The organism is Rhodopseudomonas sp. BR0C11, from assembly GCF_010820945.1.
Classification (GTDB): domain Bacteria; phylum Pseudomonadota; class Alphaproteobacteria; order Rhizobiales; family Xanthobacteraceae; genus Rhodopseudomonas; species Rhodopseudomonas palustris_H.
In genome coordinates this window covers 1-17,744 of sequence record NZ_QTKI01000055.1, presented here as the reverse complement: position 1 = coordinate 17,744, position 17,744 = coordinate 1, and the positions used below count along the sequence as shown (strand labels likewise).

The 17,744-nt window shown below is 64.4% G+C and carries 16 protein-coding genes and 1 pseudogene; 11 read left to right on the top strand and 6 right to left on the bottom strand.

Going from position 1 to position 17,744, the window contains the following annotated elements; genetic code table 11:
* The 5 genes from DYI24_RS07095 to DYI24_RS07075 all read left to right on the top strand — a co-directional run.
* The coding region (locus DYI24_RS07095; RefSeq protein WP_164571782.1) for an outer membrane protein at positions 1-245 on the top strand (245 nt) is incomplete at its 5' end.
* A 213-nt stretch (positions 246-458) separates the two neighbouring features.
* Entirely contained in the window at positions 459-2,597 is a 2,139-nt protein-coding gene (locus DYI24_RS07090) for a methyl-accepting chemotaxis protein (protein ID WP_164571781.1), read from the top strand.
* A gap of 169 nt (positions 2,598-2,766) precedes the next feature.
* Positions 2,767-3,831 (top strand): MBL fold metallo-hydrolase, encoded by a 1,065-nt coding sequence (locus DYI24_RS07085; RefSeq protein ID WP_164571780.1) that lies wholly within the window; start codon positions 2,767-2,769, stop codon positions 3,829-3,831.
* 219 nt (positions 3,832-4,050) lie between these two features.
* Entirely contained in the window at positions 4,051-5,280 is a 1,230-nt protein-coding gene (gene hemA / locus DYI24_RS07080) for a 5-aminolevulinate synthase (RefSeq protein WP_107343020.1), read from the top strand.
* A 188-nt stretch (positions 5,281-5,468) separates the two neighbouring features.
* Positions 5,469-8,978: a hybrid sensor histidine kinase/response regulator gene (locus DYI24_RS07075; protein WP_107343019.1), complete on the top strand. Its 3,510-nt coding sequence runs from the start codon at positions 5,469-5,471 to the stop codon at positions 8,976-8,978.
* Between the two features lie 275 nt (positions 8,979-9,253).
* Here the strand turns inward: DYI24_RS07075 and DYI24_RS07070 are convergent, their stop codons facing one another.
* On the bottom strand, positions 9,254-9,931 hold the full coding sequence (locus DYI24_RS07070) for a response regulator transcription factor (protein ID WP_011156603.1): 678 nt from the start codon (positions 9,929-9,931) through the stop codon (positions 9,254-9,256).
* Between the two features lie 336 nt (positions 9,932-10,267).
* On the opposite strand from DYI24_RS07070, the gene DYI24_RS07065 reads away from it, so the two are divergent.
* A complete protein-coding gene (locus DYI24_RS07065) occupies positions 10,268-11,932 on the top strand; it encodes an MFS transporter (protein WP_107343018.1) in 1,665 nt (554 codons plus the stop codon).
* A 232-nt stretch (positions 11,933-12,164) separates the two neighbouring features.
* Here DYI24_RS07065 and DYI24_RS07060 read toward each other — a convergent pair whose 3' ends face one another.
* The 3 genes from DYI24_RS07060 to DYI24_RS07050 are packed head-to-tail and all read right to left on the bottom strand — an operon-like array spanning position 12,165 to position 13,926.
* Complete coding sequence (locus DYI24_RS07060) at positions 12,165-12,638, bottom strand: secondary thiamine-phosphate synthase enzyme YjbQ (RefSeq protein ID WP_164571779.1); 474 nt, start codon at positions 12,636-12,638, stop codon at positions 12,165-12,167.
* Between the two features lie 23 nt (positions 12,639-12,661).
* Entirely contained in the window at positions 12,662-13,255 is a 594-nt protein-coding gene (locus DYI24_RS07055; RefSeq protein WP_164571778.1) for a hypothetical protein, read from the bottom strand.
* A gap of 47 nt (positions 13,256-13,302) precedes the next feature.
* Positions 13,303-13,926, bottom strand: a complete 624-nt coding sequence (locus tag DYI24_RS07050; RefSeq protein ID WP_164571777.1) for a 2-hydroxychromene-2-carboxylate isomerase — start codon at positions 13,924-13,926, stop codon at positions 13,303-13,305.
* Between the two features lie 302 nt (positions 13,927-14,228).
* Between DYI24_RS07050 and DYI24_RS07045 the strand changes: the two genes are divergently transcribed.
* The 5 genes from DYI24_RS07045 to DYI24_RS07025 all read left to right on the top strand — a co-directional run bounded on the left by DYI24_RS07045 (position 14,229) and on the right by DYI24_RS07025 (position 16,825).
* On the top strand, positions 14,229-14,615 hold the full coding sequence (locus DYI24_RS07045; RefSeq protein WP_164571783.1) for an AtpZ/AtpI family protein: 387 nt from the start codon (positions 14,229-14,231) through the stop codon (positions 14,613-14,615).
* Positions 14,616-14,684: 69 nt separating this feature from the next.
* The gene (locus tag DYI24_RS07040) at positions 14,685-15,431 is read left to right on the top strand and encodes a F0F1 ATP synthase subunit A (protein WP_107343014.1); all 747 of its coding nucleotides are present in this window, start codon (positions 14,685-14,687) and stop codon (positions 15,429-15,431) included.
* Between the two features lie 48 nt (positions 15,432-15,479).
* Positions 15,480-15,707: a F0F1 ATP synthase subunit C gene (locus DYI24_RS07035; protein ID WP_009796340.1), complete on the top strand. Its 228-nt coding sequence runs from the start codon at positions 15,480-15,482 to the stop codon at positions 15,705-15,707.
* Between the two features lie 57 nt (positions 15,708-15,764).
* A complete protein-coding gene (locus DYI24_RS07030) occupies positions 15,765-16,322 on the top strand; it encodes a F0F1 ATP synthase subunit B (RefSeq protein ID WP_107343013.1) in 558 nt (185 codons plus the stop codon).
* A gap of 5 nt (positions 16,323-16,327) precedes the next feature.
* The gene (locus DYI24_RS07025; protein WP_164571776.1) at positions 16,328-16,825 is read left to right on the top strand and encodes a F0F1 ATP synthase subunit B family protein; all 498 of its coding nucleotides are present in this window, start codon (positions 16,328-16,330) and stop codon (positions 16,823-16,825) included.
* Between the two features lie 101 nt (positions 16,826-16,926).
* On the opposite strand, the gene DYI24_RS07020 is transcribed toward DYI24_RS07025, so the two are convergent.
* Positions 16,927-17,580 (bottom strand): hypothetical protein, encoded by a 654-nt coding sequence (locus DYI24_RS07020; protein WP_164571775.1) that lies wholly within the window; start codon positions 17,578-17,580, stop codon positions 16,927-16,929.
* A 97-nt stretch (positions 17,581-17,677) separates the two neighbouring features.
* Positions 17,678-17,744, bottom strand: a pseudogene (locus tag DYI24_RS07015) (GNAT family N-acetyltransferase); the annotation flags it as partial.

Below are 17,744 nucleotides of genomic sequence, written 5' to 3'. Positions count from 1 at the left end.
TCGTCCCCAACGCCGGCGGTTTCGCTGCCGTTGCGATCGACAGCAAGAAGGACGGTTACACCGTCGGTGGCGGTCTCGAATACCTGTTCGCTCCGAACTGGTCGGGCAAGATCGAGTACCAGTACTACGACTTCGGCAACGTCGACCTCGGCAACGGCTTCTCGGCCAAGAACGACGAGCACGTGGTCAAGGCCGGCCTGAACTACCGCTTCAACTGGGGCGGTCCGGTCGTCGCCAAGTACTAAGACCTGATCACTTCCTTTGCGGGAAGTTGGAAGGGCCGGCCTCGCGCCGGCCCTTTTTCATTTTCGAAACCATGTCAGAACCGGGCGCACCGATCGCTCAAATAGCGATCGTTCCTCGTAGAACGACGTGAAGAATATTAACCCCCTAAACTGATACTCCCGGGCAGCGTCGCTGAGACGACGCGTCAGTGCAAAGTCCAGGTTGGGGGAAACATGTCTGGGAAATTCGCGAAATTCCGGCGTCCGCGGCTGAAGTTTCCGCAACTCGGAATTCGTGGCAGCCTGTTCGCTGCGTTCACCGTGATCGCCGGCATGGCGATCCTGATCAGCGCGTGGGCCGGGATCAGCCTGCATCAGCTGGGGCGTACGATCGCCGAGCTGAGCGGCCGCGACATTCCCAAACTTGCCGCCAGCCTCCAGCTCGCCACCGAAAGTGAAAGTCTCGCCAGTCAGGCGCCCATCCTTCTCGACTCGCTCTCCGCCGAACAACTCCGTGAACGCTCAGCCCGGATGAAGGCGGCCCAGCAGGTCGCGATCCAGAAGCTCGCCGACATCACGGCTTACGGTGGCGACAAGGCAGTCGTTTCGGCGCTCAACGAAACCCTGAAGAACATCGACGACACCATCCGCAGCCTCGGCGCAGCCGCCAAGGAGCGGCTCGATCTGACCACGCAACACGCCAAGCTGTATGAAGAGCTGCGCCGCTCGCACGACGCCTTCATCGCTGTCGCCAACCCTGCGATGCTCGACGCACAGACTCAGATGAATGCCGTGCTCGGTTCGGCCAATCTGTCGCAGGACGACGCGACTGCAACCGGACGCCAAATCGAACAGCTCGGCAACGTTATCGCGCAGAGCAATCTGATCGCCTCGAATCTGATGGCGGCACTGTCGGCCTCCAGCGCCGATGATCTGGAGCCGGTCGAAGCCAGCTTTAAGGAAGCCCGTCAGGTGGTGAATACCAACCTGGAAGGTCTTCCGCAGAATCAGACCACCGCTGACATCAAGGCCGCGGCCCAGAAGCTGATGGCGCTCGGCGACGGCAAGACCGGCGCGTTCAAGTTGCGCCAGCTCGAGCTCGATGCCCGCGACTATCGCGATCTCCTGCTCGACGAGACCCGCAAGCTCAACGTCGGCCTCGGCATCAGCGTCAAACAACTCGTCGACAACGTCCGCAACGAGACCACCGTCGGCACCTCGGACGCCCAGGCGCAGATCACGTTGGCCACGCGGGTGATGATCGGGCTCGGCGCAGCGACGCTGATCGGCTCGGCGCTGTTCGTCTGGCTGTATGTGGGACGCAGCATCCTGCGGCGAATCGGCGGCCTGCAGAAATCAATGCAGAGCCTGTCGGCCGGCGACCTCAGCACAGCCATCGAGCGCGGCAGCCGCCGCGACGAGATCGCCGTGATGGCCGAATCGCTGGAAGTATTTCGCGACAACATGATCCGGGCGCGGACGCTGAGCGAAGAGCAGGACAAGGATCGCGCTGCCAAGGCCGAACGCACGCAGCGGATCGAGGCGCGGATCGCCGAATTCGAGGCAACCGTGCGCAGCGCCATGGAGAAGCTGCAATCTTCCGCCGACCAGATGCAGGAAACCGCGCACACGATGGCGACCACCTCCGAGCAGTCGAGCGCGCTGGTCACCACCGTCGCGTCAGCTGCCGAGGAAACCTCGGTCAACGTCCAGACCGTGGCGACCGGCACCGAGCAGCTCGCCTCGTCGATCGCCGAGATCAGCCGTCAGGTCACTACCTCGGCGGAGATCGCGACCCGCGCAGTGCGCGAAGCGGGCGAGACCGACACCACGATGCAGGGCCTCGCCGACAACGCCGAGCGGATCAGCGCGGTGATCGACCTGATCCAGAGCATCGCTTCGCAGACCAACCTGCTGGCGCTCAACGCCACCATCGAAGCCGCGCGCGCCGGCGACGCCGGCCGCGGCTTTGCGGTGGTGGCGGCGGAGGTCAAGGACCTCGCCAGCCAGACGGCCAAAGCGACCGAGGAGATCCGGGCGCAGATCGCCGCCATGCAGGGGGTGACCAGCTCGGCCGTTGGCGCAATCCGCAACATCGGCCAGACCATTACGTCGATCAACGAGGTGACCACCGCCATCACGGCGGCGGTCGAAGAACAGGGCGCGGCGACCCGCGAGATCGCCCGGAACATCCAGCACGCGGCCGGCGGCACCAGCGAAGTCTCCAGCAACATCGTCGGCGTCAGCGCCGCCGCCTCGCAGGCTGGCTCTGCTGCCGCCGAGGTCCTGAATGCCTCCGGCTCGCTGCGCCAGGAAGCGGCGCTGCTGCGCGAGGAGATCGACGCATTCCTGACCAATATCCGCGCCGCCTGATCGGCACCCCAACCTGAAAGTCAGGGCCGGCGGCTAGCCCCGCCGGCCCTTTTTTTTGCGTCCAGATGCTGGAATTTGAGGCCTGTGAGGACTGCAACCGGCCCTGACGGTTTTTCGGCTGGCGCCGCCGCGCCGCGCCCGGTAAGCCGGATCAGGGAGCATGCGCCGAATGCATAAGAAAACCGACGCGACCGAGACGCCGCACGACGAATTGCACTACTTGCAAGACAGCCACCCCGGCCCCGACCAGACGGTCGAGATCGCGCCGGGCGTGTTGTGGCTGCGGCTGAAGCTGCCGTTCAGGCTCAACCACGTGAACATCTATCTGCTCGCCGATGGCGATGGCTGGGCGATGGTCGACACCGGCTTCGGCAACGATGCAACCATCGCGGCCTGGGAGACGCTGTTCGACGGTGCGCTGGCGGGCTTTCGCATCAGCCGGGTGATCGTCACCCATGCCCATCCGGACCATGTCGGCATGGCGGGCTGGATCGTGCAGCGGTTCGGCTGCCCGTTCTACATGTCGCAGATCGAGTATCTGCAAGGCGTGTATCATCAGAACCGTCGCACCGAAGAGCGGCTGGTCAACAACCGCGCGTTCTTCCGCCGCCACGGAATCGACGAAGCCGTGATCGACCAGCTTGTCGGCCGCGGCCAGGACTATCTGAAGAAGACCGTGCCGCTGCCGGCAGCTTATCGTCGGCTCGCCAACGGCAAGGACATCACGATCGGGCAACGGTCGTTCCGGATCATCACCGGTGCCGGCCACTCGCCCGATCAGGTGATGCTGTATTGCGAGGCCGATAAGCTGTTCCTTTCCGCCGACCAGGTGCTGAGCAAGATCTCGCCGAATGTCAGCGTGTGGGCACACGAGCCTGACGAAGACGCGCTCGGCTCCTATCTTTCGTCGCTTGCCGAGCTCGACACACTATTACCGGACGACGTGTTGGTGCTGCCGGGCCATGGCCTGCCGTTCCATGGCGTCAAGACCCGCATCAAACAGCTCGCCGATCATCACGAGGAGCGCTGCGGGATGATTGCGGACGCCTGCCGCGCAACCCCGATGAGTTCGGCCGAACTGGTCCCGGTGGTATTTCACAAACACGTGTTGGATGCGCATCAGACCGGCTTTGCGGTCGGCGAGCTGATCGCTCACGTCAACTACATGCTGACGCAGAACCGTTTGCAGCTGGCGCCCACGACGGACGGCTTATTGCGGTTCACCAGCGCTTAACGTTTGCGGCGTTGTCCGCGTGATCCCTGACAAGGCCGCATTCGAGCCAAGGCATTGATCTTCATCAAGCCTTGCCCTGCGGAACCGATGATATGGATCGCGTCGGGCGCAGCTCGATCGCCGAATTGCGCCTCGACTTCCTTGATGGAAGAGTTCTAATAGTTTCGCCGGTTCTGCGGCGTTCCGTCGTTCGATCCGCCTCCCCAACAGGTCATCGCGATGCAGTACAATCAATTCTTTCAAGACGCTCTCACCCGCCTTCACGACGAGCGTCGTTACCGGGTGTTCGCTGATCTCGAGCGGATTGCCGGCAGGTTCCCGCATGCTACGTGGCACTCGAACTCCGGAGCTCGCGATGTCGTGATCTGGTGCTCGAACGATTATCTCGGCATGGGCCAGCACCCGAAGGTGGTCGGCGCGATGGTCGAGACCGCAACCCGGATCGGCACCGGCGCCGGCGGCACCCGCAACATCGCCGGTACGCATCATCCGCTGGTGCAGCTGGAGCAGGAGATCGCCTCGCTGCACGGTAAGGAAGCGGCGCTGCTGTTCACCTCGGGCTACGTTTCTAACCAGACCGGCCTGTCGACCCTCGGCAAGCTGATCCCGAACTGCCTGATCCTGTCGGACGCGCTCAATCACAATTCGATGATCGAAGGCATCCGGCAGTCGGGCTGCGAGCGCGTGGTCTGGCGCCACAACGATACCGCTCATCTCGAAGAGCTGCTGATCGCCGCCGGTCCCGACCGTCCGAAGCTGATCGCGTTCGAGAGCCTGTACTCGATGGACGGTGACACCGCTCCGCTGGCGAAGATCTGCGATCTCGCCGAGAAGTACAACGCGATGACCTACTGCGACGAAGTGCACGCGGTCGGCATGTACGGTGCGCACGGTGCCGGCGTCGCCGAGCGTGACGGCGTGATGGCCCGCATCGACATCATCGAAGCGACCCTCGCCAAGGCGTTCGGCTGCCTCGGCGGCTACATCACCGGCAAGACCGAAGTGATCGACGCCGTACGCTCCTACGCACCGGGCTTCATCTTCACCACCGCGCTGCCGCCGCCGATCTGCGCCGCTGCGACCGCCGCGATCAAGCATCTGCGCAGCTCGACCTGGGAGCGTGAGCGCCATCAGGATCGCGCCGCGCGGGTCAAGGCCGTGCTGAACAACGCCGGCATTCCGGTGATGCCGACCGACACCCACATCGTGCCGGTGTTCGTCGGCGACGCCGAGAAGTGCAAGAAGGCGTCGGACATGCTGCTGGAGCAGCACAACATCTACATCCAGCCGATCAACTACCCGACCGTCGCCCGCGGCCTCGAACGGCTCCGCATCACGCCGTCGCCGTATCACGACGACAAGCTGATCGACGCGCTGGCCGAAGCCCTGGTGCAGGTCTGGAACGAGCTCGGCCTTCCGCTCGGCGCCAAGGCGATCGCTGCGGAGTGATCCGTATCGCTCGCACGCCGCGGTAACGATCTTCAGCGGGGGCGCCCGCGGCCGGGAAAATCCCTGTCGCAGGCGCCCCTTCTGTTTTGGTAGACTTGCAATTGCGTCCCGCAGGCCTGCATCCGGCGGCCTGCGCGGGAAGTGATTGATCAATCGCCTGCCGCCTGACGCGAGGGAGCACGACCGCGATGCTGCACGACTGGGGCGTGATCGCAGCCGCCCTCGCCTACATCGGGTTTCTGTTCGTCGTCGCGAGCTGGGGCGACCGGCTCTCGCAAGGCCAGCGCGAGCGCGCCGGCGGGCTGATCTACCCGCTGTCACTGGCGATCTACTGCACGTCCTGGACCTTTTTCGGCTCGGTCGGTTTCGCCAGCCGCTCCAGCTTCGACTTCCTGGCGATCTATGTCGGTCCGGTCCTGGTGGTGCTGGTCGCTGCACCGCTGCTGCGCCGCGTCATCCGACTGGCCAAGTCGCAGAACATCACCTCGATCGCCGACTTCATTGCGGCCCGCTACGGCAAGAGCCAGAAGGTCGCCGCCACCGTGGCGATCATCGCGATCATCGGCTCGGTCCCCTACATTGCACTGCAACTGAAGGCGGTGTCGTCGTCGCTGCAGACCATCCTGGGCGATGACCACAACATCGCCGACATCCCGATCGTCGGCGACATCGCGCTGATCGTCGCGATGGCGATGGCCTTGTTCACGGTGCTGTTTGGCACCCGGCAGGCCAGCGCAACCGAGCATCAGCACGGCCTGATGCTCGCGGTCGCCACCGAGTCGATCGTCAAGCTGGTGGCGTTCCTGGCGGCCGGCATCTTCGTCACCTTCTGGATGTTCAGCCCATCGGCCCTGATCGAACGGGCGACGCAGATGCCCGAAGCGGTCCGCGCGCTGGATTCAACGTCGCCGGCCAACTTCCTGACCATGACGGCGCTGTCGTTCTGCGCCTTCATGATGCTGCCGCGGCAATTCCACGTCAGCGTGGTGGAGAATTCGAACGAGGCCGAAGTCGGTCGCGCCCGCTGGCTGTTTCCGCTGTACCTGATTGCGATCAATCTGTTCGTGATCCCGATCGCGCTCGCCGGCCTGGTCAAATTCCCGTTCGGCAAGGTCGACAGCGACATGTACGTGCTGGCGCTACCGATCGACGCCGACGCCCCGATGCTGAGCGTCGCGGTGTTCATCGGTGGGCTGTCGGCCGCCACCGCGATGGTGATCGTCGAATGCGTCGCGCTGGCCGTGATGGTGTCAAACGATCTGGTGATGCCGCTGGTGCTGAAACGGCACGGCGCGCCCCGTCCCGACGAACAGCGCAATTTCGGCAGTTTCCTGCTGACAGTGAGGCGGGTCGCGATCTTCGCGATCCTGATCCTCGCCTATCTGTACTACCGGGCACTCGGCAACACCCAGCTCGCCGCCATCGGCCTGTTGTCGTTCGCTGCGATCGCTCAGTTCGCGCCGTCGTTCTTCGGTGGCTTGGTCTGGCGCCGCGCCACCGCGCGCGGCGCCATCGGCGGCCTGCTGGTCGGGTTCGCAGTGTGGGCCTATACGCTGTTCATCCCGAGCTTCATGGAGAACAGCACCACGGGCCTGCTGCTGTTGCAGCACGGCCCGTGGGGCATCGAGGCGCTGCGGCCGCAGGCGCTGTTCGGCTCCGATCTGCCGCCCCTTCTCCACGGCGTGCTGTGGAGCCTGTCGCTCAATCTCGTCGCCTACATCCTTTTGTCGCTGCTGCGGCAGCCGTCCTCGATCGAACGGCTGCAGGCCGAAGTCTTCGTCCCGGACACGCTGACGCCGATGACCCCGGCGTTCCGGCGCTGGCGCACCACCGTGACGGTGCAGGACATCGTCGGCGCGGTGTCGCAATATCTCGGCCCGGACCGCACCCGGGACTCCTTCCGCAGCTTCGCCGCCGGCCGCCGCATCACACTCGATCCCGCGGCACCTGCAGATTTCGAGCTGTTGAAGCACGCCGAGCATCTGATCGCCTCGTCGATCGGTGCGGCCTCGTCCCGGCTAGTGCTGTCGCTGCTGCTGCGCAAGCGCACGGTGTCGGCCGAAGCTGCCCTAAAGCTGCTCGACGACTCTCACGCCGCGCTGCATTTCAACCGCGAGATCCTGCAGACCGCGCTGAACCACGTCCGCCAGGGCATCGCGGTGTTCAATCCCGAGCTGCAACTGATCTGTTCGAACCGGCAGTTCGGCGAGATCCTGGGATTGCCGCCGCACATCATCCAGATCGGCATTCCGCTGATCGAGATCCTGGAATTCCTCGCCAGCAACAGCACCGCACCGATCGACGCCGAAGCGCATACCCAAATGCGGATGGCGGCCTACACCACCGAAGGCGAACCGTTCATCGAGCGCTTCCCGGACCGTCATCTGGTGGTCGAGGTCCGCGCCAACCGAATGCCCGACGGCGGCCTAGTGATCACCTTCTCCGATGTCACTCCGAGCTTCGAAGCCGCCGAAGCGCTGGAGCGCGCCAACGCCACGCTGGAACGCCGGGTGCGTGAACGCACCGAGGAGCTGACCCGGCTGAATTCGCAGCTGGCTCTCGCCAAGAGCACGGCCGAAGAAGCCAACATCTCCAAGACCCGCTTCCTCGCCGCCGCCAGCCACGACATCCTGCAGCCGCTCAACGCGGCCCGGCTCTACGCCACCAGTCTGGTCGAGCGCCAGAATGGCGGCGAAGACTCTCGCCTGGTCGAGAACATCGACGAGTCGCTGCAGGCGATCGAAGAAATCATCGGCGCGCTGCTCGACATCTCGCGGCTCGACGCCGGCGCAATGACGCCGTCGCTGACCAACTTCGTGGTCGGCGACCTGATGCGGTCGCTGGAGATCGAGTTCTCCCCGACCGCCCGAGCCAAGGGGCTGGAACTGACCTTCGTGCCGTGCTCGCTGCCGGTGCAGTCGGACCGGCTGATGCTGCGCCGGCTGATGCAGAACCTGATCTCGAACGCGATCAAATACACTCCGCAGGGCCGCGTCCTGGTCGGCTGCCGCCGTCAGGGGCAGTCGCTCCGGATCGGCATCTACGACACCGGCGTTGGCGTGCCGATCCTCAAGCGGGGCGAGATCTTCAAGGAATTTCATCGGCTCGAGCAGGGCGCGCGGATCGCGCGCGGGCTGGGGCTCGGGCTGTCGATCGTCGAGCGGCTGGCCCGCGTGCTCAACCACGGCATTGCGCTCGATTCCAACCGCGGCGGCGGCTCCTGCTTCTCGGTGACGGTGCCGGTCGCCGAAGCCGTCAATCACACCGCAGCGGTGACCAGCGCCACACCGCTATCGCGCGCCTCGATGAGCGGCATCCTGGTGGTCTGCATCGAGAACGATCCGGCGATCCTGGACGGCATGAAGACGCTGCTGACCACCTGGGACGCCAAGGTGATCGCGGTCGCCGATCCGGAAGCCGCGGTCCGCGCAATCGAGGGCAGCGAGCAGCGCGTCACCGGCCTTCTGGTCGACTACCACCTCGACCGCGGCAACGGCATCGCGGCGATCCGTGAAATCCGCGCCCGCTTCGGCCAGAGCATCCCGGCGATCCTGATCACGGCCGACCGCAGCCCCGGCGTCCGCGCCTCGGCGCGGCAGGAGGAAATCGCGGTGCTGAACAAACCGGTGAAAGCCGCGTCGCTGCGGGCGCTGCTGAGCCAGTGGCACGCCCAGCAGTCGGTCGTGGCGGCGGAGTAAGCGCCGCCGAGATAGGTCGGCGCAACGCCGAGTTCATAGCGTCATTGCGAGGGGGCGAAGCCGACGAAGCAATCCAGGAGCCCCGTGCGCCGGAGCCCTGGATTGCTTCGCTCGCAATGACGGGAGATAGGCCGACGACGTCCGTCATGCCCGGTCTTGTGCCGGGCATCCACGCCTTGCTGCGCAGCTACGCTCGTCTAAAGACGTCGATGGCCGGGACGAGCCCGGCCATGACGGAATAAACAAGAATTGGTCGACCTAAGCCAATGCTAGGCTTACGACGCGATCGGCTCTTCCTGGCGCCACTGGCTGCCGGAGATCTTGGCCGCGGCGATCACCGCCTGGGTGCGGCTTTCGACGCCGAGCTTCTGCAGGATCGCCGAGACGTGAGCCTTGATGGTCGCTTCCGACACCCCGAGCTCGTAGGCAATCTGCTTGTTGAGCAGGCCTTCGGATAGCATCATCAGCACCCGGACCTGCTGCGGGGTCAGCGTCACCAGCCGGTCACGCAGCTTGGAGGTCTCGGGATCAGCCGCAGCCGACAGGTCGACATCCGGCGGAACCCAGACGTCGCCGTCCAGCACCCGCAGGATCGCCTCGCCGAGCTTTTCGACGCCGAAGCGCTTCGGCACGAAGCCGGAGGCGCCGAAATCGAGCGAGCGGCGGATGGTTTCGACGTCGTCGCTGGCCGACACCACGACGACCGGGATCGCAGGATACTGGGCCCGAAGGTAGATCAGCCCGGAAAACCCGCTGATCCCCGGCATTTTGAGGTCGAGCAGCACCAGGTCGACGTCACCCTCGCGCTCGAGCATTGCAGTCAGGTCTTCGAAGGAACCGACCTCACCGATCTTCGCGGAGGACACCACGCTGGCAACCGCCAGACGGAGCGCATCGCGAAACAACGGGTGGTCGTCGGCAATGATCAAGTGCGTGCTGGCGGGGGTGCTCATGGTGTCCCTTACTCGCAAGCTGGAACCAAACCGTCTTCGCTCTCGGAACGCCAAAGCGAACCGATGGCAAGTTGGGTGGCAAGTGTCGCCCTCTGATGGACGGCTGGCAAGGCGGACGTGGATGCCTTGTCCGTACCATCATGCCCTCACGGCAACCTAAAAACATTGAGCAAGCGCAACTATCAGCGGATTTGGCGTCGAAAGTCGTAATGCCGCAGGACGGTACCGGTGCTACCGTACACTGACGGACCGTTGCCGCGCGCCCGGCGCTGTGGCTCGGACCTCAAACAAAACAACAACATAGCCCTCGAAACAACCCAAGGGAGGCAGACGCTGATGGCTACACTTGCCGAGACGAGCAGGCGGTCGGGTGGAATGACCCGTGACGAGCGCTTCGTCATTCTTGCATCTTCGCTCGGTACCGTTTTCGAATGGTACGATTTTTACCTGTACGGCTCGCTCGCCGCGATTATCGGCGCCCAGTTCTTCAGCGCTTATCCGCCGGCTACCCGGGACATCTTCGCGCTGCTCGCTTTCGCCGCCGGCTTCCTGGTGCGTCCGTTCGGCGCCATCGTGTTCGGCCGGGTCGGCGACATCGTCGGCCGTAAATACACCTTCCTGGTCACCATCTTGATCATGGGCCTGTCGACCTTCATCGTCGGCCTGCTGCCCAACGCGGCCACCATCGGCATCGCCGCCCCGATCATCCTGATCACGCTGCGCCTGCTGCAGGGCCTGGCGCTCGGCGGCGAGTATGGCGGCGCCGCGACTTACGTGGCCGAGCATGCTCCGCCCGGCAAGCGCGGCTACTACACTGCGTTCATTCAGACCACCGCGACCCTCGGCCTGTTCCTGTCGCTGCTGGTGATCCTCGCCACCCGCACCATCGTGGGCGAAGCGGCGTTCGCCGATTGGGGCTGGCGCGTGCCGTTCCTGGTGTCGGTCGCCTTGCTCGGCGTCTCGGTCTGGATCCGGCTGCGGCTCAACGAGTCGCCGGTGTTCAAGAAGATGAAGGAGGAAGGCAAGAGCTCGAAGGCACCGCTGACCGAAGCGTTTGCCAACTGGGGCAACGCCAAGATCGTGCTGATCGCGCTGCTCGGCGCGGTGATGGGCCAGGGCGTGGTCTGGTACACCGGCCAGTTCTACGCGCTGTTCTTCCTGCAATCGATCCTGAAGGTCGACGGCTACACTTCGAACCTGCTGATCGCGTGGTCGCTGCTGCTCGGCACCGGCTTCTTCATCATCTTCGGCTGGCTGTCGGACAAGATCGGCCGCAAGCCGATCATCCTCACCGGCTGTCTGATCGCGGCGCTGTCGTTCTTCCCGATCTTCCGGATGATTACCACCTACGCCAACCCGGCGCTGGAAAAGGCGATCGAGACCGTGAAGGTGCAAGTCGTCGCCGATCCGGCGGGCTGCGGCGACCTGTTCAACCCGGTCGGCACCCGCGTCTTCACCAAGCCGTGCGACACCGCGCGTGACTTCTTGTCGAAGTCGTCGGTGAAGTACTCCACCATCAACGGCCCCGCCGGCTCCGGCGTCAAGGTGATGGTGAACGACAAGGAAGTGCCGTACACCGACGCCAAGACCTCCAACCCGCAGGTGCTCGCGGCGGTGCAGGAAGCCGGTTATCCGAAGGCCGGCAATCCGCAGATCATCAAGATGGCGCACCCGTTCGACGTGTTCAATTCGAGCACCGCAGCGGTGATCGGATTGTTGTTCGTCCTGGTGCTGTTCGTCACGATGGTCTACGGCCCGATCGCAGCGTTGCTGGTCGAACTGTTCCCGACCCGGATCCGCTACACCTCAATGTCGCTGCCGTATCACATCGGCAACGGCTGGTTCGGCGGCTTGCTGCCGGCGACCGCATTCGCGATCGTCGCCTCGACCGGCGATATCTATGCCGGCCTGTGGTACCCGATCGTCTTCGCGTCGATTACGGTCGTGGTCGGCCTGATCTTCCTGCCGGAAACCAAGAACGTCGACATCAGCAAGACCTGATGATCAGCCGGCCGGCGCCGGCCCTACCAAATAGCAACGGCCGCGGAGCAATTCGCGGCCGTTTTGTTTTTGGCGCTGAGATGAGGCGGATAACAAGTGCACAACCTCATGGTCAGGAGACGCGTAGCGCTGTCTCGAACCATAGGCCGCGGCTACTGCATGTCCTCATCCTTCCAGACACCCGACTCCGCCGGGCGCCTCATCAGGATGAGGGCGCAGTTGGGAAGAGCGATTACGCCGTCGTACCGATGAACTGCAGCACGACCTCGCGGCGATGCGGCCGCGCCCGGTGCTCGATCAGATACACGCCCTGCCAGGTGCCGAGCGCGAGCCGGCCCTGCAGCACCGGGATCTGCAGCGAGACCGACGTCAGCATCGTCTTGACGTGGGCCGGCATGTCGTCCGGCCCTTCGGTGTCGTGACGCCAGCCGGCATTCTCCGGCGCGAGCCGGTTCAGCACTGTGGTGAGATCCACCAGCACGGTCGGATCGGCATTTTCCTGGATCGTCAGCGACGCGGAGGTGTGGCGCACGAACACGGTGAGACCACCGTCCTTGGCCTGCGCCTCGGTCACGAATGCCGCGAGCTCGCGCGTGATGTCGGTAAAGCCGGTCCCACTCGTCTGCACCGTCAGGAGCGACGAGGCGACGCTGGTGGCGGTCGCGTGCGCCAGCGGCGCGCGACTGAGAGTACGGGATGAACTCATCGATGACCTCGTGTCGCGACCGATCAGATCTTGTCGCCGCTGAAGTCCTTCTGCAGCCGGTTGGCCGTCTCGACCAGACGGCGCCAGGCGCGCTCGAGGAAGCCCATCACCCGATTGACGTCCTGATCGCTCGGCAGCGGGATTTCCAGTTTGCGCTGGCCGTCCTTCTCGGTGATCTGCGGCTGGGGCAGCTTGTCGCTCTTGGGCAGCGCCTCATCGGTTTTGACGCCGGGCTGTCCGGCGCTGGCAAGCTGCGCCTTCAGGCTGTCGTTGGCAGCGCGCAGCGTATCGGCCTCTTTCTTCAGCCGATCGATTTCGGCCTGCAACCGTCCGGTCTCGGCATCGAACGCGGCGCGTTCGTCGGCGATCTCGTAGCAGGCCCATCCGCTGCCTTTATCGGTGCAGGTCGAGACCTTGCCGGTGCGGGTATCGAGCCGCACCACGCCCTCGGTTGCGGGCTTGAAGGCATAGCGACCGTTCTCGCTGTCCGGCAGTGGCGTTTCGGCCAGCGCGCCGCCGGCGCCGCCGACAGCAAGCAGCAACGTCAGCGCGGCGAGGCGCGGGCTGCGCCTGGCGCCCGCGGGCAAGAAGGCCACGGCCATGGGTGCAAAGCTCATTGGGATGCTCCGCCTCTCGGAATCAAAGACCCCGCCTATATGGGGCCTCAGTTCGTCGGCCGGTACGGGGCGCGACCGGATTTCAACGCATCCTCGAGCAGTTCGATCCGATCCTGGCCCCAGAACACCTCGCCGTCGAGCACATAGGCCGGCGAGCCGAACACGTCGGCGGCGATCGCATCCAGCCGGTTCTGCTCGTAAGCGGCGCGAATTTGGTCCGAACCGGCATGCGCGACCAGCTTTTCGCCGGGCAGGCCGGCCGCATTGGCAAGCTCGATCAGCACCGCCGGCGAGGCGAGATCAAGCTCGCGCTCCCACACCGCGGCAAAAGCGCGCTGCAGATACGGTTCGGGATCGTGTCCAGCGGCGAGCGCCGCGATCACCACGCCATCGGCGAGCCGCGCATCGAACGGCCAATGCTTCGGCCACAACTTGAAGTCGAGCCCGCGTCTGTCACGCCAGCGCTGCAGCTCGACCAGCCTGTAGCGCTGCCGCGCCGGATGGCGCTTCGCCAGCGGCATACCGCCGGTCTCTGAAAACAGCCCGGTCAGCAACACCGGCTTGTAGACGAGCCGCAGATCGTAGATCTCGACCAGCCGCCGCAACGGCTGGTGGCCGATATAGGCCCAGGGCGATTGAAACGAGAAGTAGTAGTCGATCCGGCGCGACATACAGTCTCCGATAGCGATGGCGTTCCGCAGGACCGTTGCGAACCGATCGCCGGAAGCGATTGCATCGGATCAGAGCCATTCCGGCCATGCAAGCCGGATCATGGCGCACCGCCGCAAATGCACTGCGGACAAGTTAGCGCACGGACTCGCAAATCCTCAATAAAATCAGCCAAAACAACGCTGTAAGCGGCTGCGACCGAATCTTGACTTGCCAACAGGTGGTCAGTATGGTCCGCGCGGCTTTTAAGGGTTTCTGGGGCGTTATTTCATCGTTAGCGGCAGCTAGTTCGGGTCTCCACAACATGGCGGACGACACGCACGACAGCAGCCGACCAGCGCATGAACCGCGCGACGGATCGCCTGAGGAGGCTGCGCTTTCCGCACGGCTCGGAAGCCTGGAACAACGGTTGACCCATTCTCGGGTGAGCCGGAAACTCCAGACGGATCAATCCGAAACAGGAAGTGAAAACGGACATGCCAAAGCCTCGGCGATGGCGCTCGGTTTTCGGCTTTCATCGGAATTGATTGCGGGCGTTCTCGGCGGAGCGGCTCTCGGCTGGGGTATCGATCGTTTGTTTTCGACCTCGCCCTGGGGTCTCATTGCGTTTGCGCTGATCGGCTTTATCGCCGGTGTAGTCAACGTGATGCGGGCAGCAGGCGTCATGGCAAAACAATCCGAGCGACTCTGAGCGGGATCCAAGGCGCACCGATCGTTCGAATCCCGCGCAAGCTCGCGACACCGACAGACTGAGAGACGAATGGCCGCCGATCCGATCCATCAGTTCCAGATCACCAAGCTCTTCACCCTCGGTCACATTGGCGGACAAGAAATCGCGTTCACCAATTCGTCGGCCTACATGTTCGGCACGGTGGCGTTGATCGCCATCTTGATGCTGGTGCCGGGCCGCCAATTGGTGCCGGGCCGGTTCCAGTCGATCGCGGAGCTGTCCTACGAATTCGTCGCCAACATGATACGGTCGACGGCCGGCAAGGAAGGCCTGAAGTTCTTCCCGCTGGTGTTCTCTCTGTTCATGTTCATCGCCGTATCGAACCTGATCGGCATCGTGCCCTACACCTTCACGGTGTCGAGCCACCTGATCGTCACCGTCGCGCTGGCGCTGCTGGTGTTCTTCACGGTGCTGATCTACGGGTTTTCCAAGAACGGTCTGAAGTTCTTCAAGCTGTTCGTGCCCTCCGGCGTTCCGGTCTACATCCTGCCGCTGGTCGTCTTCATCGAAGTGATCTCGTTCTTCCTCAAGCCGGTTTCGCACTCGGTGCGTCTGTTCGCCAACATGCTGGCGGGCCACATCGCGCTGAAGGTGTTCGCGAGCTTCGTGGCGATGCTCGGCGCACTCGGCATCGTCGGCTGGTTCGGCGCCGTGCTGCCGCTCGGCCTGACCATCGCGCTGACCGCGCTGGAGCTGCTGGTCGCGTTCCTGCAGGCTTATGTGTTCGCCATTTTGACTTGCATCTATCTCAACGATGCAATTCATCCGGGCCACTAAAGACCCACTCGCAAACGACTACACCCAACCCCAACAGGAGTTCGTTACATGGATCCGATTGCCGCGAAGTACATTGGCGCTGGTATTGCCTGCATTGGCATGGGCGGCGCCGGCGCTGGCGTGGGCATCATCTTCGGCAACTACCTCGCCGCTGCGGTGCGTAACCCCTCGGCCGCCCAGGGCCAGTTCGGCAACCTGATTTTCGGCTTCGCGGTGACCGAAGCGCTCGGCATCTTCTCGCTGCTGATCGCGCTGCTGCTGCTGTTCGCCCTCTAAGATCCCAAATCCGGTCCTGACCTTCCGGGGTCGCGACCGGCCGAACAGGAGAAGCCCGTGGCTCAAGGTCATGGCGACGCCAAGGGCACCACTGCCCACACGGAAGCGGGCGGAGGCCACAAGGCGCCGTTCCCGCCCTTCCAGCAGGAAACCTTTGCCTCGCAACTGGTGTCGCTGGCGATCGCATTCGTTGCGCTCTACCTGATCGTTTCCAAGATCGCACTGCCGCGCGTCGGCGGTGTGATCGAAGAGCGGCAGAAGACCATCGACGGCGATCTGGCGGCGGCTCAGAAGCTGAAGGGCGAGGCGGACGACGCGCTGAAAGCCTATGAGGCCGAACTCGCCGACGCCCGCGCCCGGGCTCAGGCGATCGGCGCGGAAACCCGTGAAAAGCTCAATGCGCAGGCGGAAGCCGAGCGCAAGACGCTGGAACAGCGGCTCGCGGCGAAGCTCGCCGACGCCGAGAAGACCATCGCAGCGACTCGTACCGCCGCGATGGGTAACGTGCGCAACATCGCGTCGGACGCCGCTTCGGCGATCGTCCAGCAGCTCGCCGGCGTGACGCCGGACGGCAAGGCGGTGGACAGCGCGGTTGACGCTTCGTTGAAGGGCTGAGGCTGATGGCAATCTTCGGAGAAGCAGAAACCTGGGTCGCGATTGCGTTCGTCATTCTGCTCGGCGTGTTCGCCTATTTCGGCGTGCACCGCACCGTGCTGCAGGCGCTGGACAAGCGTCGCGACCGGATCAAGGCGGAGCTCGACGAAGCGCGCAAGCTGAAGGAAGAGGCCGCCAAGCTGCTCGCCGACTATCGCGCGCGCCGTGCCTCGGCCGAACGCGAAGCGCAGGCGATCGTCGAAAGCGCCAAGGCCGACGCCGAACGGATCGCGGCGGAAGCCAAGGCCAAGCTGGAAGACTTCGTCGCTCGCCGCACCAAGACTGCGGAGAGCAAGATCGCTCTCGCCGAAGCCCAGGCGCTCGCCGACGTTCGCGCGGCGGCAGCCGAAGCAGCGGTGGCGGCGGCCTCGCGCATCCTGTCGGAATCGGTCAAGGGCAACCTCGCCGACGAGCTGCTCAGCAAGGGCATCCAGGAAGTCCGCGGCAAGCTCAACTGGAGCTGACGCCTGTTACAAATCAAAGGCCGGCGCGAGCGATCGCGCCGGCCTTTTTGTTTTTGCAGTCGCGGCGCGGGCAGCGTTGCCGCTGCCGGCGATCGCCGCCGCTATTTCCGCTTGCGCGCCTTCGGCTCCGGCTTCAGCGCCTGCGGATCGAATCCGACATAGAACACATAGGCGTCGTTGTCCGAGACCGAGGGAGCCGGATAGGCGACGTCTTCGGCCACCAGGCTGAACGGCACGCTGCCGTCCGGCTGCATCGAGACGCTGGTGCGATAGGCCTTGGTGAAGACCGTCTTCGGCGACACGCCTTCCTGCACCACCGCGACGCGCAGCGGCACGTCGACCGAGGTCGGCGCCCCAGCCGGACCGGCGATGATCCGGCCCTGGATGCCGATCTTGGCGGTGATGACGCCAGTGTTCAGATTGCATTCTCGCGCGGTGCGGCTGATTACCGCCTGGTAGCGCAGATCGGAGCCGCTGGCTTCCTTGCCCGGCAGGCCGACCGCATAGGTCGAGGCCCCGGAGCGCACCGTCACCGACGGACAGGTCAGCTCGCTCTCGACCGGCGGACCGTTGGAAACGGCCGGCGCCTGATCCTTCTCGGAGCTGCCGAACAAGCTCTTGAAACGATCGGTGATCGATTGCGACCACGCCGGCGTTGCCGCCAGCACAGTGCCGCAGATCGCCACCGCGACGGTGGCGCGCGCCGCGCGCGCGATCCGGTGCCGCGACGGCACCCGTTCAATCTCCTGAGCCATTCACCCTACCCGGCTGTCCAATTCGTTGCGACCGGCGGGGTTATAGCAAAGCAATGCCGGCGAACCAAAGGCGGCAGGTGTTCTCGGACCGGCCGAATCAGCCGCGGAAATCGTCGTGCAGCAGCCCGAACAGCAGATGGTCCTGCCAGACGCCGTTGATGCAC